This window comes from Sphingomonas sp. NPDC092440 (genome assembly GCF_044754985.1).
GTDB lineage: Bacteria > Pseudomonadota > Alphaproteobacteria > Sphingomonadales > Sphingomonadaceae > Sphingomonas.
On the sequence record NZ_JBIVQA010000002.1, the window covers coordinates 268,670 to 294,633 of the forward strand.

25 protein-coding genes and 1 pseudogene are annotated in these 25,964 nt (G+C 64.6%); 15 read left to right on the plus strand and 11 right to left on the minus strand.

Annotated elements, in window-relative coordinates:
• Positions 1 to 162: 162 nt before the first annotated feature.
• Both ACIQCS_RS04185 and katG read right to left on the minus strand, forming a co-directional pair.
• The gene (locus ACIQCS_RS04185; protein ID WP_345846594.1) at positions 163 to 1,398 is read right to left on the minus strand and encodes a DUF4010 domain-containing protein; all 1,236 of its coding nucleotides are present in this window, start codon (positions 1,396 to 1,398) and stop codon (positions 163 to 165) included.
• A gap of 179 nt (positions 1,399 to 1,577) precedes the next feature.
• Positions 1,578 to 3,740 carry a catalase/peroxidase HPI gene (katG, locus tag ACIQCS_RS04190; protein WP_401530137.1) on the minus strand — a complete coding sequence of 721 codons (2,163 nt, stop codon included), beginning with the start codon at positions 3,738 to 3,740 and terminating at the stop codon, positions 1,578 to 1,580.
• 406 nt (positions 3,741 to 4,146) lie between these two features.
• Here katG and ACIQCS_RS04195 point away from each other — a divergent pair, with 406 nt between their 5' ends.
• Positions 4,147 to 4,752: a hypothetical protein gene (locus ACIQCS_RS04195; protein ID WP_345846598.1), complete on the plus strand. Its 606-nt coding sequence runs from the start codon at positions 4,147 to 4,149 to the stop codon at positions 4,750 to 4,752.
• Positions 4,753 to 5,169: 417 nt separating this feature from the next.
• On the opposite strand, the pseudogene ACIQCS_RS04200 reads toward ACIQCS_RS04195, so the two are convergent.
• A pseudogene (locus tag ACIQCS_RS04200) lies at positions 5,170 to 5,283 on the minus strand (IS630 family transposase); the annotation flags it as partial.
• 349 nt (positions 5,284 to 5,632) lie between these two features.
• On the minus strand, positions 5,633 to 6,388 hold the full coding sequence (locus ACIQCS_RS04205) for an NmrA family NAD(P)-binding protein (protein WP_345846602.1): 756 nt from the start codon (positions 6,386 to 6,388) through the stop codon (positions 5,633 to 5,635).
• Positions 6,389 to 6,503: 115 nt separating this feature from the next.
• On the opposite strand from ACIQCS_RS04205, the gene ACIQCS_RS04210 reads away from it, so the two are divergent.
• The 8 genes from ACIQCS_RS04210 to ACIQCS_RS04245 all read left to right on the plus strand — a co-directional run bounded on the left by ACIQCS_RS04210 (position 6,504) and on the right by ACIQCS_RS04245 (position 12,454).
• Positions 6,504 to 6,899, plus strand: coding sequence for a helix-turn-helix domain-containing protein (locus ACIQCS_RS04210; protein ID WP_345846604.1), 396 nt, complete (start codon positions 6,504 to 6,506; stop codon positions 6,897 to 6,899).
• 99 nt (positions 6,900 to 6,998) lie between these two features.
• Positions 6,999 to 7,688 carry a YafY family protein gene (locus tag ACIQCS_RS04215; protein ID WP_345846606.1) on the plus strand — a complete coding sequence of 230 codons (690 nt, stop codon included), beginning with the start codon at positions 6,999 to 7,001 and terminating at the stop codon, positions 7,686 to 7,688.
• Between the two features lie 73 nt (positions 7,689 to 7,761).
• On the plus strand, positions 7,762 to 8,196 hold the full coding sequence (locus tag ACIQCS_RS04220) for a nuclear transport factor 2 family protein (RefSeq protein WP_345846608.1): 435 nt from the start codon (positions 7,762 to 7,764) through the stop codon (positions 8,194 to 8,196).
• A gap of 10 nt (positions 8,197 to 8,206) precedes the next feature.
• Positions 8,207 to 9,187: an oxidoreductase gene (locus ACIQCS_RS04225; protein ID WP_345846611.1), complete on the plus strand. Its 981-nt coding sequence runs from the start codon at positions 8,207 to 8,209 to the stop codon at positions 9,185 to 9,187.
• A gap of 83 nt (positions 9,188 to 9,270) precedes the next feature.
• Positions 9,271 to 9,531 carry a hypothetical protein gene (locus tag ACIQCS_RS04230; protein WP_345846612.1) on the plus strand — a complete coding sequence of 87 codons (261 nt, stop codon included), beginning with the start codon at positions 9,271 to 9,273 and terminating at the stop codon, positions 9,529 to 9,531.
• A 105-nt stretch (positions 9,532 to 9,636) separates the two neighbouring features.
• Entirely contained in the window at positions 9,637 to 10,944 is a 1,308-nt protein-coding gene (locus ACIQCS_RS04235; protein WP_345846614.1) for a divalent metal cation transporter, read from the plus strand.
• Between the two features lie 47 nt (positions 10,945 to 10,991).
• Entirely contained in the window at positions 10,992 to 11,813 is an 822-nt protein-coding gene (locus ACIQCS_RS04240; protein WP_345846616.1) for a universal stress protein, read from the plus strand.
• A gap of 353 nt (positions 11,814 to 12,166) precedes the next feature.
• Positions 12,167 to 12,454 carry a barstar family protein gene (locus ACIQCS_RS04245; RefSeq protein ID WP_345846618.1) on the plus strand — a complete coding sequence of 96 codons (288 nt, stop codon included), beginning with the start codon at positions 12,167 to 12,169 and terminating at the stop codon, positions 12,452 to 12,454.
• 5 nt (positions 12,455 to 12,459) lie between these two features.
• Here ACIQCS_RS04245 and ACIQCS_RS04250 read toward each other — a convergent pair whose 3' ends face one another.
• From ACIQCS_RS04250 to ACIQCS_RS04280, 7 genes are all read right to left on the minus strand, one after another.
• On the minus strand, positions 12,460 to 13,761 hold the full coding sequence (locus ACIQCS_RS04250) for an ATP-binding protein (protein WP_345846620.1): 1,302 nt from the start codon (positions 13,759 to 13,761) through the stop codon (positions 12,460 to 12,462).
• A 70-nt stretch (positions 13,762 to 13,831) separates the two neighbouring features.
• Complete coding sequence (locus tag ACIQCS_RS04255; RefSeq protein ID WP_086129769.1) at positions 13,832 to 14,044, minus strand: hypothetical protein; 213 nt, start codon at positions 14,042 to 14,044, stop codon at positions 13,832 to 13,834.
• 104 nt (positions 14,045 to 14,148) lie between these two features.
• Positions 14,149 to 15,390, minus strand: a complete 1,242-nt coding sequence (locus ACIQCS_RS04260) for an N-succinylarginine dihydrolase (RefSeq protein WP_345846625.1) — start codon at positions 15,388 to 15,390, stop codon at positions 14,149 to 14,151.
• A complete protein-coding gene (locus tag ACIQCS_RS04265) occupies positions 15,390 to 16,400 on the minus strand; it encodes an arginine N-succinyltransferase (RefSeq protein ID WP_345846626.1) in 1,011 nt (336 codons plus the stop codon). The genes ACIQCS_RS04260 and ACIQCS_RS04265 overlap by 1 nt, the downstream gene beginning before the upstream one ends.
• Positions 16,397 to 17,605, minus strand: coding sequence for a hydrolase (locus ACIQCS_RS04270; protein ID WP_345846627.1), 1,209 nt, complete (start codon positions 17,603 to 17,605; stop codon positions 16,397 to 16,399). The genes ACIQCS_RS04265 and ACIQCS_RS04270 overlap by 4 nt, the downstream gene beginning before the upstream one ends.
• A gap of 120 nt (positions 17,606 to 17,725) precedes the next feature.
• Positions 17,726 to 18,637, minus strand: coding sequence for a DUF481 domain-containing protein (locus tag ACIQCS_RS04275; RefSeq protein WP_345846629.1), 912 nt, complete (start codon positions 18,635 to 18,637; stop codon positions 17,726 to 17,728).
• 44 nt (positions 18,638 to 18,681) lie between these two features.
• On the minus strand, positions 18,682 to 19,161 hold the full coding sequence (locus ACIQCS_RS04280) for an RNA pyrophosphohydrolase (RefSeq protein WP_345846631.1): 480 nt from the start codon (positions 19,159 to 19,161) through the stop codon (positions 18,682 to 18,684).
• A 63-nt stretch (positions 19,162 to 19,224) separates the two neighbouring features.
• On the opposite strand from ACIQCS_RS04280, the gene ACIQCS_RS04285 reads away from it, so the two are divergent.
• The 6 genes from ACIQCS_RS04285 (at position 19,225) to ACIQCS_RS04310 (ending at position 25,809) form a co-directional block, all read left to right on the plus strand.
• Positions 19,225 to 20,277, plus strand: coding sequence for a cupin-like domain-containing protein (locus tag ACIQCS_RS04285; protein WP_345846632.1), 1,053 nt, complete (start codon positions 19,225 to 19,227; stop codon positions 20,275 to 20,277).
• A gap of 8 nt (positions 20,278 to 20,285) precedes the next feature.
• On the plus strand, positions 20,286 to 21,194 hold the full coding sequence (locus ACIQCS_RS04290; RefSeq protein ID WP_345846633.1) for a histone deacetylase: 909 nt from the start codon (positions 20,286 to 20,288) through the stop codon (positions 21,192 to 21,194).
• Positions 21,195 to 21,272: 78 nt separating this feature from the next.
• A complete protein-coding gene (locus tag ACIQCS_RS04295; RefSeq protein ID WP_345846634.1) occupies positions 21,273 to 23,216 on the plus strand; it encodes a 2-oxoacid:acceptor oxidoreductase subunit alpha in 1,944 nt (647 codons plus the stop codon).
• A 39-nt stretch (positions 23,217 to 23,255) separates the two neighbouring features.
• Entirely contained in the window at positions 23,256 to 23,465 is a 210-nt protein-coding gene (locus ACIQCS_RS04300) for a hypothetical protein (protein ID WP_401530145.1), read from the plus strand.
• 16 nt (positions 23,466 to 23,481) lie between these two features.
• Complete coding sequence (locus ACIQCS_RS04305; protein ID WP_345846636.1) at positions 23,482 to 24,516, plus strand: 2-oxoacid:ferredoxin oxidoreductase subunit beta; 1,035 nt, start codon at positions 23,482 to 23,484, stop codon at positions 24,514 to 24,516.
• Between the two features lie 123 nt (positions 24,517 to 24,639).
• Positions 24,640 to 25,809 carry an acyltransferase family protein gene (locus ACIQCS_RS04310; protein WP_345846637.1) on the plus strand — a complete coding sequence of 390 codons (1,170 nt, stop codon included), beginning with the start codon at positions 24,640 to 24,642 and terminating at the stop codon, positions 25,807 to 25,809.
• Positions 25,810 to 25,964: the final 155 nt, after the last annotated feature.

Consider the following 25,964-nt stretch of genomic DNA (forward strand, 5'->3'; position numbering starts at 1 on the left):
CCTGACTGAACCCTGACGACCAATATCGTCCATTGGCATGGACCAGGTGGGCGCCAGCGCGACAGTCCTGGTCGTCATCTCATCGGAGTTACGCCCCTCGTCTGCCTGATGCGCTTCGAGGTTCGCGGGCATGGATCTGTCGCTCGGACTGTTCACATCGTGTCAGCCAATAAAAATCATCAGCCACGCCGCGCCGATGACCAGTAACTGGGCGGGAATGACGCGGACGGCAAAGGCTCGTGTTCCTACCGTTGCGGAAAAGAAAATCTTGGCGAGGGTGCTGGTGGTACAGGCGGTCAGGACAGGGAGGACGGCCTGTGAGTGGGGCATCGTGCCGTCGGCCACTTGTGCCGCGATCGAAATCACCGCGGCATGAACGTCCAGCACCCCGCCGATCGCGGCCACGGCGAGGAGCCCGACATCCCCGAACCAGGCTCTGAGGGCCGCCGCCGATATCAGCATGATCGCCACGGTCGCGGCAAAGGTCAGCGCCATCAGCAGATTGAAGGATCTGCTCATTCTTGGTGGCTCGACGGCACCCTCCCGCCAGGCCGAGAGGGTCAACCATCCGCCCGACAAAAGTGCGGCCAGCCCGGCTGCGCCCACCGGCAGGATGGTGGCAAGAAAGGTGCGATGGTCCGTCGCCTCGATTACAACGGCCATTTGCGCATAATTGGCGACGGTCGACAGAACCGCCGCCGCGGCACCCGCCGCGACTGAGGCGGGATTGGCGCGAACCCAGGCACCCATGGCCCCGATAGTTGCCGAGCTGGAAACGAGCCCCGAGATGAGGCCTAGTGCGGGCACCCCCAGCCGCGCACCCAAAAGCCGCGTGGCCAGTTCGCCCAGCGCATTGATCCCGAGGATCATGACGACGACCATCCAGATCGAATGGAGGTTGAGCGCGTTGAATGGTCCCAGTTGCCGGTCCGGCAGCATTGGCAGCACAATCAGGGTGGCGCCGGCGATCAACAGGACGTCAGCGGTCTCGTCTGCGCTGATCGTCTGATCGACGAAGCGATGGAGCGGATCGCGGGCTGCAAGCATGATCGCGATCAGCACCGCAAGGGCTCCTGCCAGCAAGGGCGCAGTTACCGCGAGGGCTCCGAGCAGCGTAGTGGCGACGAGGGTAACTTCCGTGGTTATGCCGGGATCGATCGCGTTGCGCCTGCGCCAACTGCTCAGCAGGGCCAGCGCGGTCATGCACAGCATCACGATCGCGATCATCCACTGCTGCGGCATCAGAGCTGCACCACAGCCCAGTAAGGCAGCGATCGTGAAGGTGCGCAGCCCCGCTGCGGCCGGACGGTGGACCTTGCGCCGCTCGCGCTCCGCTCCGATCAACAGGCCGATGCCCAGCGCAACCGGGAGGTGGTGAATGAGGCCGACGTCGTCCATGGACAGGGTTCTGTGCTCCTACGCGCCGAGCTAGAGGCAAGCACTTCAAAACCCCTCGCCACGATGCACTGACAATCAACTCGGACCACTCGGTGGCGGCTGGCCACGGGAGGATCGGGAGCGGCGGCGCCAGGGGGCAACGCCGCCGCTCCACGTCCAACCAATAGCTAGAAGGTCGCCTAACTACGGTCGGCGTTCATGACCTTGGTCCAGGCCCGCACGAAGTCGTCCACAAACTTCTGCTTCGCATCGTCCGAGGCATAGACTTCGGACACCGCGCGCAGCTCTGAATTGGAGCCGAACACGAGATCGACCGGGGTGGCCGTCCACTTCGCGGCGCCGGACGCGCGGTCCTTGCCTTCGTAGAGCCCCGGCGAGCCGACCGACTTCACCCAGACCGTGTTCATCGACAGCAGGTTGACAAAGAAGTCGTTGGACAGGTTGCCGGGGCGAGCGGTGAAGACACCATGTCGAGTGTTTCCGGCATTGGCGCCGAGCGAGCGCATACCACCGACGAGTACCGTCATTTCGGCGACCGTCAGGCCAAGGCTATCGGCCTTGTCGACCAGCGATTCAGCCGGGCCGAGATCGGCCCTGGCCGAATAGTAGTTGCGGAATCCATCGGCCTTCGGTTCGAGGAAGGCGAAGGAGGCAACGTCGGTCTGTGTCTGCAATGCATCGACCCGGCCCGGCGTGAAGGGGACCGAAACCCGCTGTCCTGCCCGATCCGCCGCCTGCTCGACAGCGGTGTTCCCGCCCAGCACGATGAGATCAGCCAGCGACACTTGCTTACCGTCCTTGCGGCCCTTGATGAAGTCCGCCTGGATGCGCGTGTAAGCCGCCAGCACCTTCTTCAGCTCTGCCGGATCGTTGACCACCCAATTGCGTTGCGGGTCGAGGCCGACGCGAGCGCCATTGGCGCCACCGCGGCCATCTGTGTCCCGGTAGGTCGAGGCCGAGGCCCAAGCCGCACGCACCAGTTCGCCGGTGGAGAGGCCGGAAGCGACGATCTTGGCCTTGAGCTGCGCGACATCGTTATTGTCGATCATCGCATAGTCAGCCTTGGGCAGCGGGTCTTGCCAGACGAAGGTCTGGTTCGGGACGTCCTTTCCGAGATAGCGGGTCTGCGGCCCGACGTCGCGGTGGGTCAGCTTGAACCAGGCGCGAGCGAAGGCGACGGCGAATTCTTCCGGATGCTCGCGCCAGCGCGAGGTGATCTTCCGGAAGCCCGGATCTTCCCGCATCGCGATGTCGGTGGTGAACATGATCGGCGCGTGCGTTTTGCCCGCGACATGGGCGTCGGGCACTAGGGCCGTCGCTGCCGGGTCGCTGGGCACCCACTGCACCGCGCCGGCGGGGCTCTTGGTCTTCACCCAGGTGAAGCCGTAGAGGTTGTCGAGATACTGCGTGGTGAAGGTGATCGGATTGGCCGACCATGCGCCTTCCAGGCCGCTGGAGACCGTATCTTCCGCATTGCCCTTACCGCATTTGTTGGCCCAGCCGAGGCCCTGCTGTTCGATCGGCGCGACGCCGGGATCGCCGCCGACGCAATCATCGGGTTTATGCGCGCCATGCGCTTTGCCGAAGGTATGGCCACCAGCGATCAGCGCGGCGGTTTCCTCGTCGTTCATTGCCATGGCTCCGAAGGCACGGCGAATATCAGCCGCCGCCGCCAACGGATCGGGATTACCGTTCGGACCTTCGGGATTGACGTAGATAAGACCCATCTGTGTCGCTGCCAGCGGTCCGCGAAGATTACCCTTCTCGTCCCGCCGTTCGTCCATCATCATCTTGGTTTCCGGTCCCCAGAAGACGAGGTCCGGCTGCCAGGCATCGACGCGGCCGCCCGCGAAGCCGATGGTCTTGAAGCCCATATCCTCTAGGGCGACGTTGCCGGTCAGAACCATCAGGTCGCCCCAGGAGAGCTTGCGGCCATATTTCTGCTTGATCGGCCAGATTAGCCGGCGCGCCTTGTCGAGGCTCACATTGTCGGGCCAGCTATTCAGCGGCTCGAAACGCTGCTCGCCACCACCGGCGCCGCCGCGGCCGTCCCCGGTGCGATAGGTGCCCGCACCATGCCAGGCCATGCGGATGAAGAAGGGGCCATAATGCCCATAATCCGCAGGCCACCACGGCTGCGAAGTGGTCAAAACCTTGCGGATGTCGGCTTTGACCGCATCGAGATCAAGCGAGGCGAATTCCTTCGCATAGTCATAGTCCGCACCATAGGGATTGGATTGCGCTTCGTGCTGACGCAACGACCTCAGATCGAGGCTTTTGGGATACCATTCCTTGGCCGTCGGTGCCGCGCTTTGGGCGAAGGCGGCCGGCGAGATCGCCATGACTGCTATCGCCAATAAAGATATTGTTGTCCTACGCATTAGTCCTCCTGTTGTGGTTGAAGAAGTGGGAGTCCCGTGGACGGTTGGGCCGCCCGTGCCGCACGACAGCAGGCGCCGCCATACAAAATCGGAATTAGGGGAGGGGATGACGCGACCGTTCATTGGGCCGGGGATTTCAGGTAGGCGGTCAGCGCCGCGCGATCGGCGGGTTTCGACGGACCTATGATGGGATCGCAGTTTGCTCATCATGTCCTCACAAGGCGGCATGGGGATTCCAAACTTTCCTGACGGAACCCTGACGAGCCGTATCGTTCAATCATGTGGGCAACATTCGGGATGTAAGCCGACTTCTTGTCGGTCAGCATCGGAGCTTGAATTGGCGGGGATTTCCAATTCTAGCCGGATCATGACTTCCTTCCTCCTCTTGTTCCTGATCGTTTTGGGCATCAACCTTCTGCCTGCCTTCGGACCACCCACCTGGTCGATCATCGTCTTCTATGGTCTAAACAGTGATCTGCCGATCGCATCGATCGTCATCGTCAGTGCGCTTGCCGCCGCCTTGGGGCGGCTGTTGCTCGCCCATAGCTTCCGGTTTCTCGGCGGCCGCCTACCGGAAAAACAGAAGCGCAATCTCGGCGCTGCGCGCGAAGCGCTAGAAGCGCGGCCGCGCAATATGATCCTCGGGCTTGGTTTGTTTGCTCTGTCGCCCTTGCCATCAGCGCAATTGTTTGCCGCGGCGGGACTGGCAAAGGTACGCCTTCTTCACTTCACTGCCGCGTTTTTCGCAGGCCGCCTCGTCTCCTATTCGATCTACGCGGCGACCGCTAAGGGGCTCCGCGGAACCAGTCTCGGCGAATCATTCCTGGAAACGCTCAAAAGTCCCTGGGGCATCGCACTCCAGCTCGGAATGATCGGCGTAGTCATCCTGCTCGCGCAAATCGACTGGAGCAGATTCTTCCACGAGGATCACGACCAGGCATCGTCTCAGAACGATGTCAGCGAGCGCCCCTAAACCTTGGACGCGCAAGACGGCTGAATAGCGTAGATCATCCAGCGGTGTTCGAATGAGTCCCCAGCACCCGCGCGAAGGCCGCCACGCCGGAAGGCGCGGTCGGTGCGGTGCGCGGCGGTGCCACAATAAGCGGCTCAACGGTCCCCAGGACGTCGCGACGGTCCTGCTCGATCGCGTGGCCGGTCTTTTTTTGCGCGTGATCCCGTGACGCACGAAGAAGCGATGCACTGTGCCGATCCCGACCGGGGCGCCCCGCTCAATCAGCCGGGCCTGAACCTCGACCAGGGTCATGTCTCCCTGCGCGGCGATCAGCTCCCGGATGAAGCCGCCGTGGGCTTCGATCTTGCCCGAATGCCTGTCGCCACCGCGGGGCTTGGCCACAGCCTGACCATGCTCCAGCGCACGTCGCCGCCAGCGGATCGCGCTCGACACGCTGACCCCGAAACGGGCCGCCGCCGCCCGGCAGCTCAGCCCGCCATCAATCGCTGCGACAACCCGGTCCCGAAGATCCTGTGAAAGCGTTCGTGCCATCCATGCTGGCCTCCTGCCACCAGCAGGAAGTCTGAATCACAACGCCGCCGCAAAGGGAATCCCCGTCGATTCAGTTCGTGTGGAAACCGCTCTAATGCAAAATACGGCTCCGCGCCCGCATAGGCAGAATATTTTTTGTCAGACATTTCCGTTGCCTCATAGCATTCGATAATTGTGCAAGGCTTCCACGCCGTGCCGGCTGCGCGTCCAATCAGCCGACGGGCTGAAGAGCCCAGGCCACAGCGTTTCGTTCAGCGAAGTCGCGGAAGCTGGTCGCAGACCGACCCGTGACCCTTTCGACATCATCATTCGGGCGCGCGCCGTTGCCAGAGATGATCGTTCCGGTCAGCTACCGGAGCATCACGGCGTAATCGGCGGGCACGAACCCTGCTTCAACCGCGCCATTGATCCATGCATTCGGGTCAATGTCATTATGGGCGACAGGGCGACCGATGACGCTGCCAACGATGCCGGCGACCTCAGCCACCGTGAGCGCTTGAGGGCCGGTCGGAGCATATTGCGCCCCGGCATGGGCTTGAGGATCGACCAGCGTCTCGACGGCGACAGCGGCGATGTCTTGGGCATCGACAAACGCTTCCTTCCCGCCGCCGGTCGGCACCGTGAATGCATCGCCAATGAGCGGCAGATGCTGGTCACTGAAGTTCTGCATGACCCATGCCGGGCGCAAGATGGAGTGGCTGAAGGCGCTCCGTCGTTCGAGTTCGAGTTCAACGGCGCGGATATCGACTTCCGCTGGTGCCCGATCACCACCGTAGGCGCTCAGATAAGTCACATGGCGGACGCCGGACGCTGCAGCGAGATCGAGGAACTTCGCGACCTGATGGACGAACTTTGTCCGCATGACGGGCGTGACAAGGTACACGCGACCAGCCCCGTCCAATGCCGGAGCGTAGGTTGCTGTATCGTCCCAATCGAACTTCACATCCGCACCGCTGCGCGCCGCTGTCCGGGCACGTAGCCCGCGCTTGGTGAGTTCTCGCGCAATAAGCGCGCCGCTTCGCCCCGTACCACCCATCACAAGGACCGCCGGCAACAGCGGGGCGGCAATTTTGGCCTTATGGATAGCGCCGTTCTGGTTCGACATATCGAGCCTCCTTGCTCTCGCATATTTGCTTACTGAATGAGAGCAGCATATATTTGGGACGCTGATATCAAAGAAGAAGGCACTTTCACTTCAGTCACTAACATCGAGGTAAGCTATGAAGAAAACCGCCAGGCCGGTCCTCCTCGATCCCGCAGCTATCTGCAGAAGTTCGGACCCAATGGCGGTGCGAGAACTGCTTACCAAGGTAGGAGACAAGTGGACGATCTTCGTGATCCTCTCGCTGGACCTCCTTGGTGGTCGCGCGCGATTTTCCGAACTCGAGCGATCAGTCCCCGGTATTTCACAGCGAATGCTATCGACCACCTTGAAGAATCTCGAACGCGATGGGTTGGTTATCCGGGAGCTGTTTCCCGAAGTGCCGCCGCGCGTTGAATACGAGATCACCGATCTGGGAAAGAGCCTGCTACGTCCAACGCAAGGCCTGGTCGATTGGGCAAAAGACAATTGGATGCAGGTTAGAGAGGCTCAATCCAGATACGACGCTAGATAACGGCTCGCGACGAAGAGATCTGGGCGGCGACGGGAAACGAAGATCCCTGACAGTTTCTGTCAGCCCGCAGCGGATAAGACTCTTGTACGAGGATCATTCATGAGTCGCTCTACTCGCCTTCTAGCCCTGTTGCAGGCATTGCGAGGTCGCCGCCAGCCGGTGGCCGCCTCGGTCCTCGCATATGAACTGGGTGTCCACGAGCGAACGATCTATCGCGACATCGCGAGCCTCACAGCCGAAGGCGCTCCCATTCGGGGAGAAGGAGGGGTTGGATATGTCCTCGAAGCCGGGCTTTTCCTGCCGCCGTTGATGCTCAGCGAGGATGAAATCGACGCGGTTCTGTTGGGCCTTCGCTACGTCGATCAGCGCGGCGATATGGTCTTGCGGGCGGCCGCGGAAGCAGCGCGCGCCAAGATCGGCGCGGTGCTGCCCCCGGATGTCGCCGCGACCACCATGGCCCCGCTGTCGGCCGCTGGTCCTCACGACGGTCATTTCCCGGATACTTTGGTTTCGCTGGACCTGCTGCGCACGGCGATCCGCGAACAGAAGCGGCTCGCTATTCAATATGTCGATGAGGAGAAGGCACCCAGCGAGCGCGTGATCTGGCCGATCCAGCTCGGCTTCATGGAAAACGCCCGCGTCGTGACAGCGTGGTGCGAACTGCGCCAAGCATTCCGCTTCTTCAGGACAGACCGCATTTTGTCGGCGACGCTCGGTGAGCGCTATCCGAAACGGCGAGCCATGCTGCTGCGTGATTTCCAGCGCGGGATCGAGACCCATCCCGGATGACATCACCCTGACGGAAACTGTCAGGGTGCTACGGTAAGGTTCTCCATCCCAATCGAGTGGGAAGGAGAACCTCATGCCCAATTCGCACTATGCCGCATTTGCAGCACTCGATCCGTTCTTCGATGTCGTCATGCGGGGCATGGCCGACGACGTGGATGGCGATCATTATTTCGAAGCCATTGCCGATGATGCGATATTCGAATTTCGATATGAGTTCCCGAACTTCCCGACGAAGATCGTCGGTCGCGACGCCCTGATGGCGCTCTATTCCGGGTATGGGGACGGCACCATCCTGCACAGCGGCGACGGTCTTGTCGTCCACCGCTCGCAGGAGCCGGGCGTTCTAATCCTCGAATACGAGGTGCACGGGAAGAAGCTCCGCACCGGCAAAGCCTATGACAACCGCTTCGTCTCGGTGGTGACGATCAAGGATCGCAAGATCGTCCATTGGCGCGACTACATGGATTCGCTGGCGGCCTATGCCGCCGAGACCGACGCGGCATTGTGAGTTCGGGGTCATGCCGACACCCCAAGCGCCGATAGGCTCAGGTTTTGGTGCCGCCACGACCGCGGCTGACGTCATCGCGGGCATCGATCTTGGTGGCAAAGCCGCCATCGTGACCGGAGGGTATTCCGGCCTCGGCCGGGAGACCGTGCGGGCGCTGAAGGCAGCGGGCGCACGCGTCATCGTTCCTGCCCGTGACGTCGGGCGGTCAGCGGCGGCACTGGCTGGGCTCGATGCTGAAATCGAACCAATGGACTTGCTCGATCCAGCGTCGATCGACGCTTTCGCCGCGAAATTCCTGTCCTCTGCGCAACCGCTGCATATCCTGATCAACAGCGCCGGCATCATGGCCTGTCCGCTCAGCCGGGACGCGCGCGGCTATGAGGCTCAGTTTGCGACCAATCATCTCGGCCACTTTCAGCTAGCGCTCCGGCTGTGGCCGGCGCTGGTCCGGGCGGAGGGCGCGCGGGTCGTCTCGGTGTCATCATGGGGGCACCATTTCTCGCCGGTCATTTTCGACGATCCCAATTCCGAGCGCCGGGAATACGATCCCTGGTCGGCCTACGGACAGTCAAAGACGGCGAATATCCTGTTCGCCGTTGCGCTCGATGCGAGGGGCAAAGGGGACGGTATTCGGGCGTTCGCGGTTCATCCGGGAAGTATTCCGGGCACGGGTCTGCAAAAGCACATCCCTTTGGAGCAGCAGGTCGCAGCCGGCGTGCTTGGCGAACAAGGCGATCCGATCCGCGATCCTTCGAGAAACATCAAGACGGTCGAGCAGGGCGCGGCAAGCAGCGTCTGGTGCGCCATCAGCCACCAACTCGACGGTCTCGGCGGTGTCTATTGCGAGAATTGCGATATCGCGGTGCTGACAGAGGAAGGCACGCCGCTGAATCTAGATGATTCGAGCAAACAGTTCGGCGTCATGCCCTACGCCATCGACCCGCGTTCCGCCGATCGGCTTTGGAACCTCAGCGAGCGGCTCTCAGCTTGAGAGCACCTTGCGCGGTGCTGCGACGCGCGGCGATAGAGGAGCCAACGGCAGGATTGGGACATTGCCGGAATAGTTCTGACAATATGAGCTTCGAGAACCGGTATGTGGTGCGGCGCTTCATTCTCAAAGTCATCATATTGGCGGTATTCGCGGCGGTTCAGTGGCCTCATGGAATCTTGTTCACAATTGCGCTGCTGTTCGGTTTCGCAGGCGTGACTGACATCGGGTTGGCGCTACTGGCGCGAACTCCGTTCAGGCACACCTGTCTTACCTATTGGGATGAGGCTGCGGTTTTCCTGTCGTTGAACGCCTTCATGATCGGTGCCGCACATTATTCGCGCTAGGCTAACGCACCGACGTGCCGGGCGAATGATATTTGGGCGTTGCAGGCGGTGCGCATGCCGATATGTCGGGCGCGGAATAGCTAGACGCAGAATTCGGGAAGGTCGATGCACGACGGCAAGCGCAAACGAGAGCATCGGTTCCTCCGGTTTTTGAAGATACTGGGCCCGGGGTTGATCACCGGAGCGGCGGACGATGATCCCTCCGGCATCGCGACCTATTCGCAGACGGGCGCGCAATTCGGTTTCGGGCAGCTCTGGACGGCGCTGTACCAGATTCCGCTGCTACTTGCCGTGCAGGAAGCGAGCGGCCGCATCGGAGCAGCGACGGGCAAGGGCCTGGCGCAGGTTATCAAGGAACATTACTCGCGGCCGATCCTGCTGGGCGTCGTCGTCCTCGTCGTCGTCGCAAACACCATCAATATCGGCGCCGACATTGGGGCCGTGGCGGCGGCCGGCCAGCTCATATCGCCTCTGCCTTTCTGGTTCCTGGCAGGCTTGACCGCCGCTGTCGTGATCGGCCTGGAGGTGTTCGTCAGCTACCGGACCTATGCCAAGGTTCTCAAATGGATGGCGCTTGCCTTGCTCGCCTATCCGGCGACCGCGCTGCTCACCGAGCAGCCATGGTGGGAGATCATTCGTGCAACGCTCGTTCCGCATATCGAGTTGAGCTTTGCTTTCCTTTTCATCATTACCGGCGTGTTCGGCACATCGATCTCGCCTTATATGTTCTTCTGGCAGGCATCCCAGGAGGTCGAGGAGGAAATCGATCGCGGCCTGCTTGGGCGAGGTGATGAGAGACCACGGTTGCCTCGCTCTTATATGCGGGACATGCGGATCGATACCGCCATCGGGATGATTTCGGCCGAACTTGCCCAATGGTTCATCATCATCACCACCGCATCCGTTCTGTTCGCCCATGGTGTAACGAACATCAACACGGCTGCGGATGCCGCAAGGGCTTTGGAACCCCTGGTAAAATCGTTCCCTAATTCCGGCCAGATCGCGCGCGATATCTTTGCGGTCGGTATTATCGGCCTGGGCTTGCTCGGCATTCCCGTGCTGGCGGGCTCCGCGGCTTATGCGCTGGCCGAAGCGATGAATTGGCGGGAAGGCCTTTCAAAGCGGCTTGGCGAGGCCAAGGGTTTTTACGGTGTGATCATCGTATCGACTCTGGTCGGTCTCGCGATGAACTTTATCGGTATCGATCCGATCAAGGCGCTGGTCTTTACCGCCGTGTTCAATGGGATCGCGGCGGTGCCATTGCTTTTTCTCATTGCCTGGATCAACGGTAGCGAGGCCATCCTGGGTGAGAACCGGGGAGGTATCGTCTCCAGCACCTTCGTGTGGCTGACATTCGGGGTGATGGGGCTGGCGAGCGCCGCCTTGCTTTATACCACGCTTGCACCCCAGTGAGACGCCCGGCCCGCGCGAGCGCATGCTCATTTTGAGTGAGGTTGCCGATGACCATGATCAAGGATGTTCTGGTTCATGCGGATGCGACCGAAGGGGGCCGATCGCGTCTTCGCTATGCATTCGACCTCGCAGCAAAGCATCAGGCGCGTTTGAGTGCGGTGCACGTCATCCCACCGGTCGACGTGCCGCCGCTTTACCGCCCAAGCGCGCTCGGGAGGGTCGAGCAGGCGTTCGAACGGCGCAATATCTATGACGCGAAGGCGTCGGAAGAACTGTACCGGAAGGAAGCCGCCGTCCATTCGGCGGAGTCGCGCTGGAAGACGCTCTCAGGCGGCGTCGCCGAACATCTGAGCGAGGAGGCGCGCCATGCCGATCTCGTGATCGTGGGTCAGTATGAATCTGAAGGAAGTGCGGAACGCCATCCCTCGTCCCTCGCGGACGATGTCGTGGTCAAATGTGGGCGGCCCCTGATCGTCTTGCCTTGGAACGGTCCGGAACATCCAAAGTTCGACCATGTCCTATGTGCGTATGATGGCAGCCGTGAAGCTGTTCGGACAATCCACGATGCTCTCCCGTTGTTCCAGGCAGCGGGGAGCCGGATTGACATTGTATCGGATCTTCCTGAGGAGCCCGGTAAACGCGAGATGACCGAACATATTGCGCGTCACCGCGTGGCAGTGCGCCAATGGATCAGCACATTTGGCACTCCTGACACCCACGCGGGGCTGGTTGAGAGATTGTCGGCGTCGACCTACGATCTGATCGTCATGGGTGCTTACAGTAGGCCAATTTGGCGAGAGCTCCTGTTCGGTGGAACCACGAAATCGGTCCTGATCCACGCGGCGCGGCCGGTTTTGATGTCGCATTGAGACGGCACTTCAGACATCCTAGGCTCGGTCTCAATGATGCTGCGGGTCCGAGTGACGACCGCCTATTGCGCGCGGACCGGCGGTAGTCTCGGGACCGCGCGCTTCAAAGTTGGTGGCCCGCCGGCGGCTAGCCTTCGCCTTTCATACGATCGGCGGCATCGCAGCGCGGTGCACGTCGGTAGCCGGCGCCAACCAGCGGTTCTATAGTAGTACGAACGGCGAAATATATTCGTTATGTTTATCCAGCACGGGGCGCCAATGAAAACCCCGCTAGGCCATCGGCTTAGCGGGGTTTTTGTTTCTGGGGCTCGGCGCGCTTGACGCTCCGGCGGGAAGCCTTCGATGCAGGCATCATGCGGACGATCCATGTCGATTGCGCAGGCGCGACTTCGCAGGAAGCGTTCTGGCGACGCTATCTCGATGCCGCCGCGCCCGAGCGGGCGGAGCTGTTCGGGTGCAACCTCGACGCCTTCTGGGACGCCGTGGAAGCGGGAGGGCCGGGATGGCTCTGCGGAGCGAAGCTGGTCTTCACCCATTCCGAGGCACTATGGCCGCTGAAATGTGAGGACGGCGCGTCTTGCCTGGATGCGCTGCGCCGAATCGCGGACGAGGCGACCGCGACGCAGATCGAGCTCACCTGACCGAATCAGGCCGTGGGCGGGTTGCCCGGCAGGATCACTGTGACGCGCAGGCCGCCGATCGGCGAGCGGCTCGCCTCGATCCGTCCGTGATGCGCCTCCACGATCGCCCGCGCCGTCGCCAGGCCCAGGCCGGAAGCCGCCGATTCGTCGGCGCGGTCCGAGCTGCGGTAGAATGGCTCGAACAGGCGCTGGGCGAGCATCACGTCGACGCCGGGCGCATTGTCGTCGATGATCAGGCGCCAGGCGTCGCGCGAGCTCTCCAGGCCCAGCACGATCCGGCCGTTGCGCGGCGTGTAGCGCAGCGAGTTGTCGATCAGCGCGCCGAACAGCTGCTCGATGCGCGCGCCGTCCCATTTCACGATCACCGTATATTCGGGGAGCGTGCTCGTCTCCAGCCGCACGCCCTGTGCCTCGGCACGCTTGCGATCGGCATAGATGGCATTGTGGATCAGCGCGCGCGGATCGACCGAGGCGAAGGTGACAGGCAATCGGCCGAGATCGGCGAGCGCCACTGCGTTCAGGTCCTCCGCCATGTGGATCAGCCGGCGGGTATCCTCCTCGATCGCGCCGATCAGCGCGGGCGGAAGCGGCGGCTGCACTTCGCACAGCCTGATGAAATGCTCGCCCATATTCTCGGTCGGGCCCTTGAGCTCGCCCGAGATCGAGACCAGCCAGGTGCGCCGCGCCGTCTCCAGCCGGCTGAACTGGCTGGCGATACGGCGCAGGTTGCGCATGGTCGCCACGACCTCGGCCGGACCTTCCTCGTCGAAATAGAGATCGAGGTCGCCGTTCACCACGTCGCGGCTCATCCGGTAGAGCTGCAGCTGCGGCCGCGACCAGCGCCGCGCGAAGACATAGGCCATCACCAGCAGCAGCACGAACAGCACCACCAGGATCGCGGCCACGCCGATATATTGGGTGGCGAGGACCCGCCGGTCCTGGTCGGACAGCTCGGGCGGGCGCACCACCCGCGCCGTCGCCACGGTGCGGCCGTCGACCTGGACGGGGCGTTCGGCGCGCGCGGGCAGGGAAGTGGTGGGCCCGGCGATCGCGTGACCCTGTGGATCCACGAGCAGGACCCGGCCGGCAAGCGGCCCGGGCAGGTTCGCGGCCTGATCGAGCGGGCGCCCGGCACGGGCCGCTTCCGCGACCGTCTGCACGAAAGCGTCGAGCCGCTCGCGGTCACGCTGGACCAGCTCGGCCTGCTGGCTCTCGTGCATCACGAACACCATGAGGCCACCCGGCACGACCGCCGCCAGCAGCGCCTGCGCCGCCAAAGAGGAAAAGATGCCTCGAAACAAACGCACGCGCTCAGAACCTCCCCACAGGCCAGCTCACCGGCCCTAGCCCCCGACTATTACAGACGCAATTCCCCGCTCAATCCGGAACATCGAAGCTGTCCAGTATCTTGGCGCCCGCCATGAATACAGCAATCGGGCACAACGCGAAGAGCATCCAGCCCCCCCAGCCCGGAAACTTCCCCAGATAATGGACCCCGCGTTCGGTCGCGCCACAGGCAAGGCCATAGATGACCAGAAAGGCCTCGAACTTGGTCTTGATCGTGAACAGGCGACGGATGCGATAGAGCATGGGAAAGGTTAAGCAAGCGCCGGGCCAAGCGCCAAAATACGTAGTTTCGCGTTAAATTAGATAGTTAACTGTCAATTATCCCGACACTCCGGCCACCCGTGCCGCTAGAGAAGCTCCGGGATCTCCAAGGCCTCCAGCAGCGCTCGGCGCGCGGCCTCGACCCGGGCGATCAGCGCCGGATCGGCGATCGAGTCGAAGGGGATGGCCTCGGGCCAATGCGCTTCGATAACGTCGGCGATGCGATCGAGCTTGCCATCGTCCACCAGGAAGCGCGGATCGACCGTCGCCGGATCGCAGACCACGCGCAGGCGCAGACAGGCAGGTCCGCCGCCATTGGCCATGGACTGGCGCACATCGACCACCTCGAGCCGCCGGATCGGGCCGTTGCCCGCGACATGCTCCTGCAGCCAGCGCCATACCGAAGGCGTGTCGCGTGCCTCGCCGGGCAGCACCAGCGCCATCTCGCCCGAGGGCAGGGTGACCAGCTGCGCGTTGAACAGATAGGATCTGATCGCATCGGCCAGGCTCACCTGCGCGGCGGGCACCTCGACGATCTCGACTTGCGGCAGCATCGCGCGCAGATCGGCGTAGAAGCGATCCTTGCCGGCAAAGGCCAGTTCGTGCGTGAACAGCACGGGGCCGTTCGCCACCGCGACCACGTCGTTGTGGAACGCGCCCGCCGCGATCGCTTCCTCGGATTGCTGGACGAACAGCACGCGCTCGAGCCGGTGCTTCCGCGCCACCGCCGCGCTCGCATCGGGGTGCTGGCGTGCGGGGAAGGGGCCGCCCGAGATGCCATAGACGAACACTTCCACGCCCGGCGCTTCGTGGCTGGCGGCGAGCCGCATGTGATTGGCCGCGCCCTCGTCGCCGAACGGCGCCGGCACGGGGGCGTGCACGGTGAAGGCGGGGCCGGCAAAGGCGAGGCGGAGCTGGGCCAGCGTCTCGGGCCATTCATGGCTGCGATGCGGCATCGTCACCAGATTGGCGACGCTCAGATGGCATTTGCCGTCCGCCGTATCGGGCGCGGGTGAGACCGTCGCGGCATTGGCGGCCCACATCGGCGAAGCGGACAGCGCCTGGGCCTGGCTATGCGGAGGCGCATCCTCGAAACGGGTGCCGAGGCTGGCGAGCCAGCGATGATCGGGCCGGGCATGGGGAAGCAGGATGCCCTGGGCAAGCCCGAGCGCCAGGTTGGCGCGCATCTTGGCGACTCCCTGCAGCGCCGCGGCGCGCGGGAACGAGGTCTCGCCCCGATTGCGCGTCGCCGCCAGGTTGCCATGGCTCAGCCCGGCATAATTATGGCTCGGGCCGATGATCCCGTCGAAGTTGATCTCGACCAGCATCAGCGCGCCACATGCATGATTTCGTCGCCAACACCCACGCCGAGCAGTTCGGCGGTTTGCGGGTCGATCGCCACGCCTCCCTCACGCTCGGCCACCCGGCCCTGGGTGGCGCGGAACTGCTGGAGCCTGCCCGTGGCCACCAGGGCAGGCTCGCCGCCGGCTTCCACCGCCACGACGCGAGCGGTCCTGGCGTCGCGCACCGTCTTCACCTGATCGGTGCGCGCGGTCATCGTCGGGCCGCCGTCGAAGATGTCGACATAGCGCTCCCAGGCGAAGCCCTCGCTCTCCAGCATGCGCATCGCGGCGCGGCCGGAGGGGTGGGGCAGGCCGATCACGCCGCGCGCGCTCTCCTGCAGCATCGCGGTATAGATCGGGTGCTTGGGCATCAGGTCGGCGATGAACTGGTTGCCATGAACGGCATTGAAGCTGTCCGCCTCCTGGAAGTTCATTCCGAAGAAACGCCCCGCGACGCCGTCCCAGAAGGGGGAGCCGCCCGCCTCGTCGATCACGCCGCGCAACTCGGCCAGGATCCTTTCGGCGAAACGCTGGCGGTGACGGGCTATGAAGAGATAGCGGCTGCGCGCCAGCAGCATGCCGAGGCCGCCGGCCCGCTCGCCCGGATGCAGGAACAGCCCGCCGACCTCGCTGGCCCCTTCCAGGTCGTTGACCAGGCTGAGCGTCTCGGCACGGAAGGTGCGGCCCAGTTCCTCGCTGTGCTTGGTCTCGGTGGCGAGGCGATAGGAGTAGAAGGGCCAGCGCTGCCCCACGGCAGTGAAGATCTGGCAGGTGCCGCGTACTTCGCCGGTATCCATGTTCTCGAGCACCAGCACGAACACGTCGTCGCCGCTCTCGTCGTCGCCGCGCTCGAAGGCGGCGTGGCTGCGCGCGAGCTTGGCCCGCAGCACTTCCTTCTCGGGCTGGAGATTGGTGAAGCCGCCACCGGTCAGCTTCGCCATCTCGTAGAGCGCCTGCAGATCCTCGTCGCGGGCGGCACGGATCACGAAACTCATAATCTTCCCTTCTCGGCGATGCGCAGCATGGTGACGGCGGAGAGGGCGGCACGCTCGGCCAGGCTCTCCGGAATGAGGAATTCATCGGCGCTGTGAATCAGGCCACCGCGCGCGCCCATGGTGTCGACCACCGGCACGCCGGCGGCGGCGATGTTGTTGCCGTCGCACACGCCGCCGGAGAATTTCCATGCGACGGGAATGCCCAGATCGGCGCCGGACGCCTTCACCAGCGCGAACAGCTTCTCGGCGCCGGAGTCGAGCGGCTTTGGCGGGCGGTTGAAACTGCCATGGACGTGGATGCGCACGTCATGCTTGACCGACACGATCGCGACGGCCTGGTCGATCGCGATCCGCGCCAGGGTGATCGCCTCGCTGTCCCGGGGCCGGAAATTGACCCGCAGGATCGCGAGCTCGGGCACGACATTATTGGGGCCGCCACCGTCGATCCTGGCGGGATTGACCGCCAGGCCGGGAGCCTTGGCGTCATTCAGCCGCATCGCCAGATCGGCCGCGGCGACGAGCGCGTTGCGGCCCTCGTCCGGATTGCGCCCGGCATGGGCCGACTTGCCATGGACCAGGATCGAGAAATTGCCGGTGCCCCCGCGTGCGCCGGCCAGCGTGCCGTCGGGCAGGGCAGGCTCATAGGTTAGCGCCGCGACCTTGCCCGTGGCCGCGCCCGCGATCAGCCCGGCCGAGGAGAAGGAGCCGGTCTCCTCATCCGAATTGATCAGCACCTCATAGCCCAGACGGGCCGCCAGCGGGCTCTCCTCCACTGCCTCCAGGGCGGCGAGCATCAGCGCGAGCCCGCCCTTCATGTCGGCCGCGCCGGGCGCGTTCAGATTGCCGTCGGACAGCCAGCGATTCGCCTGGAAGGGATGATCGGCGCCGTAGACGGTGTCCATATGGCCGGTGAGCAGGATCTGTACCGGCGCTTGGGGCCGCACGGCGAGATGGAGGTGGTGGCCATGCGCCAATGCCTGCACCTGTCCATCGGCGGTCACGCTCTCGGCGGGCTCGGGCTCTACCAGCGCGAGGTGGCCGGGCAGGGCGGAGAAGGCATCGGCCAGCGCATCGGCCATGCGGCCCAGCCCCGCCAGGTTGCGGGTGCCGCTGTTGATCGCAGTCCAGGCCTCGGTACGCGCCAGCATCGGCGACGCCGCGGCTCTCTCCACTGCCGCGCATTCTGTCTTGGAAAGCTCGGTCATCCTGGGCCCCTAGCGCGTAAAACCCCCTGCGTCATCCCGCCGAGAGCTGGGATGTCATGCAATCTGGGCATGATCTTCGGAGTCCGGGCCTGGGTCTTTGCCGGAAGGACGGCCCCGCCGTCAGAAATCGACGACGAGCGCCGCGCGACTGGTCGTGTCGGTGGTCCTGCGCCCGAGCGGCGGCATGCTTTCATATTGGAGCGAATAGCTGAACTGCGCCGAGAGCGGCCCGATCAGCCGGGTGAGCAGCGCCGATTTGGACGATACGGTGCTGTTCGAATCTTGCATATAGGCCGAGGCGACCTGCGTCACCGAGATGCCCTTGGTGATCTTCCAGCCGAAATCGATGCTGCCGCGCGCCGCGGCATTCTTCTCGGCGGTGTCGTTGATGAAGCGCGTATAGCGGAAAGCGGGGCCGACCTCGAGGTCGAGCTTCACCGCCGGCGACTTGATTGCACTGTAGCCGATGCCGCTCGACAGCGAGACGCGATCGGTGAAGCCCGAGAAGCGATCGCTTTCATATTGCGCGGCGCCGTAGAGATAGGCGCGTTCGTCGAACTTCCAGTTGGGCTCGTAGGCGGCGAGATAGCGTTCCCGCGTGGTGATGCCCAGGCTCTCCTGGTAATCGGCCTGCACCCGCAGCTTGTGGCGCCATTGCAGCGCCTCGCGCTTGAGCTCCAGCGCTGCGGTGACGCCGACATTCTCGGTATTGCCGGTGGTGACATAGCCGCCGAGTTCCGCATGGCCCTTCACCAGCGCGAAGAAATCGGCGCTGCGGATCTTGGCCTGGGCGTTCTTCGTCCGCTCGTTGCGCCAGTCCGCCGCGATCTTCACCACCTGGTCGGCAGTAGCAGGCGAGGCGGAGCGGGCATATTTGACGATGACGGCGACGTCGCTCTCGCTGCCCGATTCCATCGCCGCGTCGAGCATGGCCCTGATCGTCGCCGGGATCACCGTGGGATCGACCGTCGCGGAATCATCGTCCGATGCGTTGGCGAGCAGCAGCGGCAGGGCAAGGAGCAGGGCGCGCATGAGAGGGTCCGTATCGCCGTTATGGGAGCGAAACTAGGGCAGGATCAGACGAGATGTTGTCCAAAGACGGTCAACAGTTCCTTATAGAGCTCGCGCTTGAACGGCACGATGATCTCGGGAAGGTCCCGCGGGGCGGCCCAGCGCCAGGCCCGGAATTCGGGCTCGGCGGTCTGGATGTTGACGTCGGCATCCTCGCCCAGGAAGCGGAACAGGAACCAGCGCTGCCGCTGCCCGCGCCACTTGCCCTTCCACACCTTGCCCACCAGGTCCTCGGGCAGGTCGTAATAGAGCTCCTCGGGCGCCTCGGCGATCAGCGCCGCCAGGTCGCGGCGCACCCCGGTCTCCTCCCATAGTTCACGCCAGGCGGCCTCGATCGGCGCCTCGCCGGGATCGATCCCGCCCTGCGGCATCTGCCAGGCCTCGAGCACGGAATCGAGCCGCTGGCCGACGAACACCTGGCCGGCGCGATTGAGGAGCATCACGCCCGCACAGGGGCGATAGGGGAGGGAGGCGATGTCGGTCATGGCGCACCCTCTAGCGCCCGCGCGCGGCTTGCGCCATCAGGCATGCAGCAAGGGAGAGGCGGCATGGCCAACAAGCGGAAGAACGGCTCCGGCGGCGGAATGGCGCTCAACGACGCGTTCCGCCAGGCGGTCGCGGAGCAGCTGCTCGACGGCGCCGATCCGGAGGCGCTCGCGCGCCAGTTCGCCAGCAGCGCCGGCCTCGGCCTCGGCCTGGTCCAGGCGGAGGTCGCGCGGGCGGCGAAGAGCCCCTATCTGCTCGCGGCCCAGGGCCTGCGCACCCGGCTGCACGAACGGCTCGGCAAATGGGAATGGGTGCTGCAGAACGGCGCCCGCCTTGCCGCGCGCGATCCGGCCGCGCTGGCGGTCCCGGTGCTCGACAGGCCCGCCGGCGAGGCTCTGTATCGCGACCATTATCGCGCGCACCGGCCGGCGATGATCCGCGGCCTGTTCGATCATTGGCCGGCGCGGCGGCTCTGGTCGCTGGCGCATGTCGCCACGGCCCTCGGAGATCGACCAGTGCGGGTCCAGTGGAACCGCGAGGCAGACTCGGATTATGAGGGCAATTCGGACGCGCATGGCGCTTTCCGGCCCTATTCGGAGATCGCCGCGCGCCTTGCCGCGCCGGGCGACAGCAACGATTTCTACGTCACCGCGAACAACAGCGACGCCAACCGCGCCGCGTTCGCGCCGCTCTTCGCCGAGACGGGGGAGCTTCCCGGCATCCTGCACGAAGGCACGCCGCGCAGCATGGGGCACATCTGGATCGGCCCGCGGGGCACGATCACGCCCTGGCACCATGATCTGACCAACAACCTGCTGATCCAGCTGGTCGGCCGCAAGCGCGTCCGCATGGTCGCCAGCCACGATACGCCGCTGATGCGCAACTGGCGGCATTGCTTCAGCGCCTGGGGCACCGACGACCTGCCGCCCGGGCCGGCTGCGCCCGGCAGGCCGGCGGTCCTCGAATGCGAGATCGGGCCGGGCGACGCGATATTCCTGCCGGTCGGCTGGTGGCACCATGTCGAGGGGCTCGAGCCGCATATCGGGATGTCGTTCACCAGCTTCGTGTGGGACAACGACTTCTACTCCGACTATCGGAGCTATGGTCCGCTCTGAGTGCGCGCGTGATCCACCTCGTCCACCATCCCGACTATGTTGCGCCCGCCCCGGCGCGCAGCCGGTATCAGTGGAACAAGAATGGCCTGGTCCGCGACCTGCTGCGCGAGGAAGGGTCCGTCTTCGCCTGGCACGAGCCCGAGCCGATGCCGCGGGCCTGGCTCGAGGCGGTGCATGATCCGGACTATGTCGAGGAAGTGCTGTGCGCCGCGGTGCCGCCCGAGAAAGAGCGGCGCATCGGCTTCCCGGTCACGCCCGAAGTCGCGCGCCGGTCCCAGGCCGTGCCCGGCGGCACCTATCTGGCGGCGCGGCTCGCACTCGAGCATGGCTTCGCCGCCAACACGGCGGGCGGCAGCCATCATGCGCTGGCCGATACCGGTGCCGGGTTCTGCGTGTTCAACGACCTCGCCATCGCCGCCGCCCGGCTGGTGGAGGAGGGGCACCGCGTCCTGATCGTCGATTGCGACGTGCATCAGGGCGACGGCACCGCGGCGCTGACCGCCGGCCGGCCCGAGATCGCCACCTATTCGATCCATGCGGAGAAGAACTTCCCTGTCCGCAAGGCGCGCTCGACGCTCGACGTGCCGTTGCCCGACGGGGTGGGCGACGCGGAATATCTCGAAACGCTGGAGCGCACGCTCCTGCCGCTGCTCCGGGGATTCGCCCCCGATCTCGTCCTCTACCAGGCCGGCGTCGACCCGCTCGCCGGCGACCGGCTGGGCCGCCTGTCGCTCAGCTATGGGGGATTGATCGCCCGTGACCGCTGGCTATCCGGCGTCATGACGTCACACGGCATCCCCTTCGCCAGCGCGCTGGGCGGCGGCTATGGCGAGGACGCTCTCGAGGTCTCGCGGCGCCATGTCGCCTCCATCCTCGCCCTGGGCGGCCTGGCCGCAAAGGAGCCTTTGCAGGGCTGAAGGCATTTTCTACTTTGGGTTGGGGGAAATTGGGGCGTACACATCCTTGTAACGATAGAGAACCGCAGGATACCGGCCATGGCGACTGCCGCGCACACGCTCACGCCCGAAGAGGCGTCGGCGCATCCCGCACCCGAAGCGATCGTGGTTCGCTTCGCTGGCGATTCCGGCGACGGCATGCAGCTCACAGGCGGGCAGTTCACTCTGTCCACCGCGCTGGCCGGCAACGATCTCGCCACCTTCCCGGATTTTCCCGCCGAGATCCGCGCGCCCCAGGGCACGCTGTTCGGCGTCTCCGCCTTCCAGATCAATTTCGGCTCGGCCCAGATCGACACCGCGGGCGACCAGCCCGACGTGCTTGTCGCGATGAACCCGGCGGCACTCAAGACCAATGTCGATGCGCTCAAGCCCGGCGGGCTGATCATCGCCGACGAAGGCGAGTTCGGCCAGCGCAACCTCGACAAGGCGAAATACGCCGCCAATCCGCTCGAGGACGGCAGCCTCGCCAAATGGCAGCTGCTCAAGCTCAACATCTCGCAGCTCACGCTCGACGCGGTGAAGCCCTTCGGCCTTGGCAACAAGGAGGCGCTGCGCTGCAAGAACATGTGGACGCTGGGCCTGGCGCTCTGGATGTTCGACCGCGACCGCCAGCCGCTGGTCGACTGGCTCAAGGCCAAGTTCGCCAAGGCGCCCGAGCTGGCCGAGGCGAACATCGCCGCCCTCAACGCCGGCCATGCCTATGGCGAGACGGCCGAGCTGGGCGCGATGGGCATCACCCAGCGCCAGGTCGCCGCCGCCCCCGCCGAGCCGGGGCTGTACCGCACCGTCACCGGCGCCGAGTCGATCTCGCTCGGCCTGGTCGCCGGCGCGCAGCTGGCCAGCCTGCCGATGTTCTTCGGCGGCTATCCGATCACCCCGGCCAGCGCGATCCTGCACACGCTGTCGCGCTACAAGGAATATGACGTCACCACCTTCCAGGCGGAGGACGAGATCGCCGCGGTCGCCTCGGCGCTCGGCAGCGCCTATGCCGGCAGCCTTGGCGTCACCTGTTCCTCGGGCCCCGGCATCGCGCTGAAGACCGAGGCGATCGGCCTGGCGATCATGACCGAGCTGCCGCTGGTGATCGTCAACGCCCAGCGCGGCGGCCCCTCGACCGGGCTTCCCACGAAAACCGAGCAATCGGATCTATATCAAGCAGTTTACGGCAGAAATGGCGATGCGCCGGTGCCGGTGATCGCCGCGCGCTCGGCCGCCGATTGTTTCGACGTCGCGATCGAGGCGGTGCGCATCGCCACGCAATATATGACCCCGGTGATGCTGCTCACCGACGGCTATCTCCAGAATGCCGCCGAGCCCTGGAAAGTGCCGGACATGTCGGCGTACGCGCCGTTCCCGGTGACCTTCCATACGGAGATCCCGCCCGAAGGCGAGAAATTCGAGCCCTATGGTCGCGACGAGAAGCTCAAGCGCCCCTGGGTGAAGCCGGGCACGCCGGGCCTGCTCCACCGCATCGGCGGCATCGAGAAGGCGCAGGGCAGCGGCAATATCGACTATTCCCCCGCCAACCACCAGGCGATGACCAACATCCGCCGCGACAAGGTGATGGGCATCCAGGTGCCCGATCAGGCGATCGAGCAGGGGCAGGCCGGAGGGAAGCTCGTCGTGGTCGGCTGGGGCTCCACCTATGGCCCGATCGCCCAGGCGGTGCGCCGAGCGCGGGCCAGGGGACATGACGTCAGCCATGTCCATATCCGCCACATCTGGCCGCTACCCAAGAATCTCGGTGATTTGCTAAGTAGTTATGAGCATATTCTCGTACCGGAAATGAACACCGGCCAGCTGAAGACGCTGCTGCGCGACCAGTATCTCGTCGATGCCCGGTCGCTCACCAAGGTCTCGGGCCAGCCCTTCCGCATCGCCGAGATCGAAGCCGCCATTGCCCAGCATATCGGCGCGGACTTCGACCAGGAGGTGCCGCCCGACGACCGCCAGCTTCCCAGCCCGGAGGCGGTGAATCCTTGATCCCAAGATAATCTTGCCGAGGGTGCCTGGAGGAACGGGATGGTGAAGTACGTCTACAAAGAAAAGAGCCTAGCGGTCGATTACCAAGCCTCGGCTGGTGAACAGGTCAGCGTGGAGGACGCCACCGCCATGGCACTTATCGACATAGCTGCCGCGCTGAAGCACTTGGCGGGCTCAACAAACTCCATTCGAATGGAGTTTGAGGATGTGTCGGGTTCCTTGAATTCTATTCGACAGTCTGTGGGCTGACTGGGAAACAAGCGCTATGAACGAGATCACCACCATCCGCCCGAGCACCCCCAAGGACTGGGAGACCGACCAGGAGGTCCGCTGGTGCCCCGGCTGCGGCGACTATGCGATCCTCAAGGCCGTGCAGCGCACCATGCCCGAACTGGGCGTCGCGCCGGAGAACACCGTGTTCGTCAGCGGCATCGGCTGCTCGTCGCGCTTCCCCTATTACATGGAGACCTATGGCTTCCACACCATCCATGGCCGCGCGCCGGCGGTGGCGACGGGAGTGAAGCTCGCCAATCCGGAGCTCGATGTCTGGATCATCACCGGTGACGGCGACGCGCTGTCGATCGGCGGCAACCACACGATGCACCTGCTCCGGCGCAACCTCGATTGCCAGTTCCTGCTGTTCAACAACGAGATCTACGGCCTCACCAAGGGCCAGTATTCGCCGACGAGCCGCGAGGGCACGCGTTCGCCTTCCACGCCCTTCGGCTCGGTCGACCACCCCGCCAAGCCCTGTGCCTTCGCGCTGGGGGCGGGGGCCCGCTTCGTCGCGCGCGGGATCGACGTGCACAAGAACCTGCCGAGCGTCCTCAAGGCCGCCCACGCCCATCGCGGCGCGGCGTTCGTCGAGATCTTCCAGAACTGCATCGTCTATAACGACGAGGTCTTCGAGCCCTTCACCGCCAAGCCCAATGCGGCGCTGGGCCAGCTCTGGGTCGAGCATGGCCAGCCGATGCTGTTCGCCGGCGGTGCCAAGGGCATCGCGCTCGACCGGGAGCGGCTCACGCTCAAGGTGGTCGACGTGGCCGATGGCGACTGGCAGGGGGCGGAGGTGATCGTCCACAACGTCACCAACCGCGCCATCGCGCACATGCTGGTCGAGATGCCCTTCGGGCCGTTCCCGATGGCGCTGGGCGTGCTCTACGACGATCCCGCGCCGACCTTCGAAAGCGCGGTCGTCGCGCAGAACAGGGCCGCGAGCGAGGGCAAGACCGCCGATCTCCAGAAGCTGGTTGCCAAGGGCCAGACCTGGATGGTCGACAAGGAGCCGCACAAGCTCTGAGAGCCGCATAAACCCGGGCTGTTATCGCTATCGGCTTGCATTGAGCGCGAGCGGCCCTATCGCACCGTTCATGTTGATCCGTGCCAGCGCCGGCCGCATCCCGCATGCATTTGCGCCGTTCCGGTGCGTCCGACGGCGATGACTCCCGGCAACGACGCCTCCAGCATGTTCCGCGCGCCCGGGGAGCGCGCCCGGCGCCATGATCTCGATGCGCTGCGGGCAGTGTTCCTGCTGTTCGGCATTCCCTATCACGCCGCGCTCACCGTCCGCCCGGGGCCGTGGATCGCCAACATGCACGATCGGTCGCGCGACTTCATCCAGCTCGCCGATTATCTCCACCTGTTCCGCATGCCGGGATTCTACATGATCGCCGGCTATTTCGCGGCGATGCTGCTCCAGCGCCGTCCGGTAGCGAGCTATCTGCCGTCCCGCCTCCACCGGCTCGTCCCGCCTTTCCTGGCGGGCACCCTGTTGCTGGTGCCGGCGATGCACTTCCTGCTCCTGCTCGAGACCGGCCATCCGCAGCCCCTGGCGCGCTGGTGGGAGATCATGACCTGGGCGGAGCGCAATCCGTTCGAGCATCTCTGGTTCGTGCAGGTGCTGCTCTACTACACCGCCGGGCTTGCCGGCCTGGTCTGGCTGTTCCCCGGGCTCGCCCGAGCCGGGATCGAGGGACCGCAGCCGGGGCTCGTCCGCTGGTTCGTGCCGATCACGCTCGCCACCGGCATCATCCTCGGCCTGTGCGGCCTGGGTGCGCTGCAGCTCGAGCGCTATCGCTACCTCGACAATTTCGCGATCAACTTCCTCTCGGCGCGCTATGCGCTCGATTACCTGCCCTGGTTCGCCCTGGGCGCGATACTCCAGCGCATCCCGGCGCTCGACCGGCGCTTCGCCCGCTTCTCCTGGCCCCTGTTCCTTGCCGGGCTCGCCGCGAGCGTGGCGGTGGTCTTCGCCGCGCGGTCGATCCCGCTGGCCTGGCGTCCGGTGCTCACCGGGGTCGCGGCGATCTGCCTCACCCAGGCCTCGCTCGGGGCGCTCGCCCATTTCATCGACGGCGAACGCCGCTGGGTAAAGGCGCTCGTCTCGGCTTCCTTCGTCATCTATCTGTTCCATGAGCCGCTGATCGTGCTGGCGACGCCGTGGATGGATCTGCTCCCGATCCCGATCTGGCCCAGGTTCATGCTGCTCTGCGTGGCGGCCTTTCTCGGTTCCTACGGCATCTGGAAGCTGATCCGGCTGAGCCCGGCATTGCGCTACCTGTTCAACGGCGAGCGCGCGAAGCGCCGCGTCTAGCGTTGCGTTGAGAGCCCAAGCAAGCCTTTGAAACTACTTCCGTCATCCCCGCGCGGGCGGGGATCCAAGGCCGAGAACAATGGTCGCGAGGCTCGCTTTGCCGTCTCCGGAAACCCCTGCGCAGGATTGCGTCGATTGTCCCAAATTACCCTGGA

What these genes read in the sequence shown, in the direction of transcription:
- ACIQCS_RS04295 (WP_345846634.1), top strand. Translation starts at nt 21,273, where the DNA reads ATGGCGACTGCCGCGCACACGCTCACGCCCGAAGAGGCGTCGGCGCAT.
- ACIQCS_RS04300 (WP_401530145.1), top strand. Translation starts at nt 23,256, where the DNA reads ATGGTGAAGTACGTCTACAAAGAAAAGAGCCTAGCGGTCGATTACCAA.
- ACIQCS_RS04260 (WP_345846625.1), bottom strand. Translation starts at nt 15,390, where the DNA reads ATGCTGGTCGAGATCAACTTCGACGGGATCATCGGCCCGAGCCATAAT.
- ACIQCS_RS04305 (WP_345846636.1), top strand. Translation starts at nt 23,482, where the DNA reads ATGAACGAGATCACCACCATCCGCCCGAGCACCCCCAAGGACTGGGAG.
- ACIQCS_RS04185 (WP_345846594.1), bottom strand. Translation starts at nt 1,398, where the DNA reads ATGGACGACGTCGGCCTCATTCACCACCTCCCGGTTGCGCTGGGCATC.
- katG (WP_401530137.1), bottom strand. Translation starts at nt 3,740, where the DNA reads ATGGCGATCTCGCCGGCCGCCTTCGCCCAAAGCGCGGCACCGACGGCC.
- ACIQCS_RS04210 (WP_345846604.1), top strand. Translation starts at nt 6,504, where the DNA reads ATGAAGAAAACCGCCAGGCCGGTCCTCCTCGATCCCGCAGCTATCTGC.
- ACIQCS_RS04235 (WP_345846614.1), top strand. Translation starts at nt 9,637, where the DNA reads ATGCACGACGGCAAGCGCAAACGAGAGCATCGGTTCCTCCGGTTTTTG.
- ACIQCS_RS04245 (WP_345846618.1), top strand. Translation starts at nt 12,167, where the DNA reads ATGCGGACGATCCATGTCGATTGCGCAGGCGCGACTTCGCAGGAAGCG.
- ACIQCS_RS04225 (WP_345846611.1), top strand. Translation starts at nt 8,207, where the DNA reads ATGCCGACACCCCAAGCGCCGATAGGCTCAGGTTTTGGTGCCGCCACG.
- ACIQCS_RS04285 (WP_345846632.1), top strand. Translation starts at nt 19,225, where the DNA reads ATGGCCAACAAGCGGAAGAACGGCTCCGGCGGCGGAATGGCGCTCAAC.
- ACIQCS_RS04240 (WP_345846616.1), top strand. Translation starts at nt 10,992, where the DNA reads ATGACCATGATCAAGGATGTTCTGGTTCATGCGGATGCGACCGAAGGG.
- ACIQCS_RS04230 (WP_345846612.1), top strand. Translation starts at nt 9,271, where the DNA reads ATGAGCTTCGAGAACCGGTATGTGGTGCGGCGCTTCATTCTCAAAGTC.
- ACIQCS_RS04215 (WP_345846606.1), top strand. Translation starts at nt 6,999, where the DNA reads ATGAGTCGCTCTACTCGCCTTCTAGCCCTGTTGCAGGCATTGCGAGGT.
- ACIQCS_RS04255 (WP_086129769.1), bottom strand. Translation starts at nt 14,044, where the DNA reads ATGCTCTATCGCATCCGTCGCCTGTTCACGATCAAGACCAAGTTCGAG.
- ACIQCS_RS04275 (WP_345846629.1), bottom strand. Translation starts at nt 18,637, where the DNA reads ATGCGCGCCCTGCTCCTTGCCCTGCCGCTGCTGCTCGCCAACGCATCG.
- ACIQCS_RS04270 (WP_345846627.1), bottom strand. Translation starts at nt 17,605, where the DNA reads ATGACCGAGCTTTCCAAGACAGAATGCGCGGCAGTGGAGAGAGCCGCG.
- ACIQCS_RS04265 (WP_345846626.1), bottom strand. Translation starts at nt 16,400, where the DNA reads ATGAGTTTCGTGATCCGTGCCGCCCGCGACGAGGATCTGCAGGCGCTC.
- ACIQCS_RS04220 (WP_345846608.1), top strand. Translation starts at nt 7,762, where the DNA reads ATGCCCAATTCGCACTATGCCGCATTTGCAGCACTCGATCCGTTCTTC.
- ACIQCS_RS04205 (WP_345846602.1), bottom strand. Translation starts at nt 6,388, where the DNA reads ATGTCGAACCAGAACGGCGCTATCCATAAGGCCAAAATTGCCGCCCCG.
- ACIQCS_RS04195 (WP_345846598.1), top strand. Translation starts at nt 4,147, where the DNA reads ATGACTTCCTTCCTCCTCTTGTTCCTGATCGTTTTGGGCATCAACCTT.
- ACIQCS_RS04280 (WP_345846631.1), bottom strand. Translation starts at nt 19,161, where the DNA reads ATGACCGACATCGCCTCCCTCCCCTATCGCCCCTGTGCGGGCGTGATG.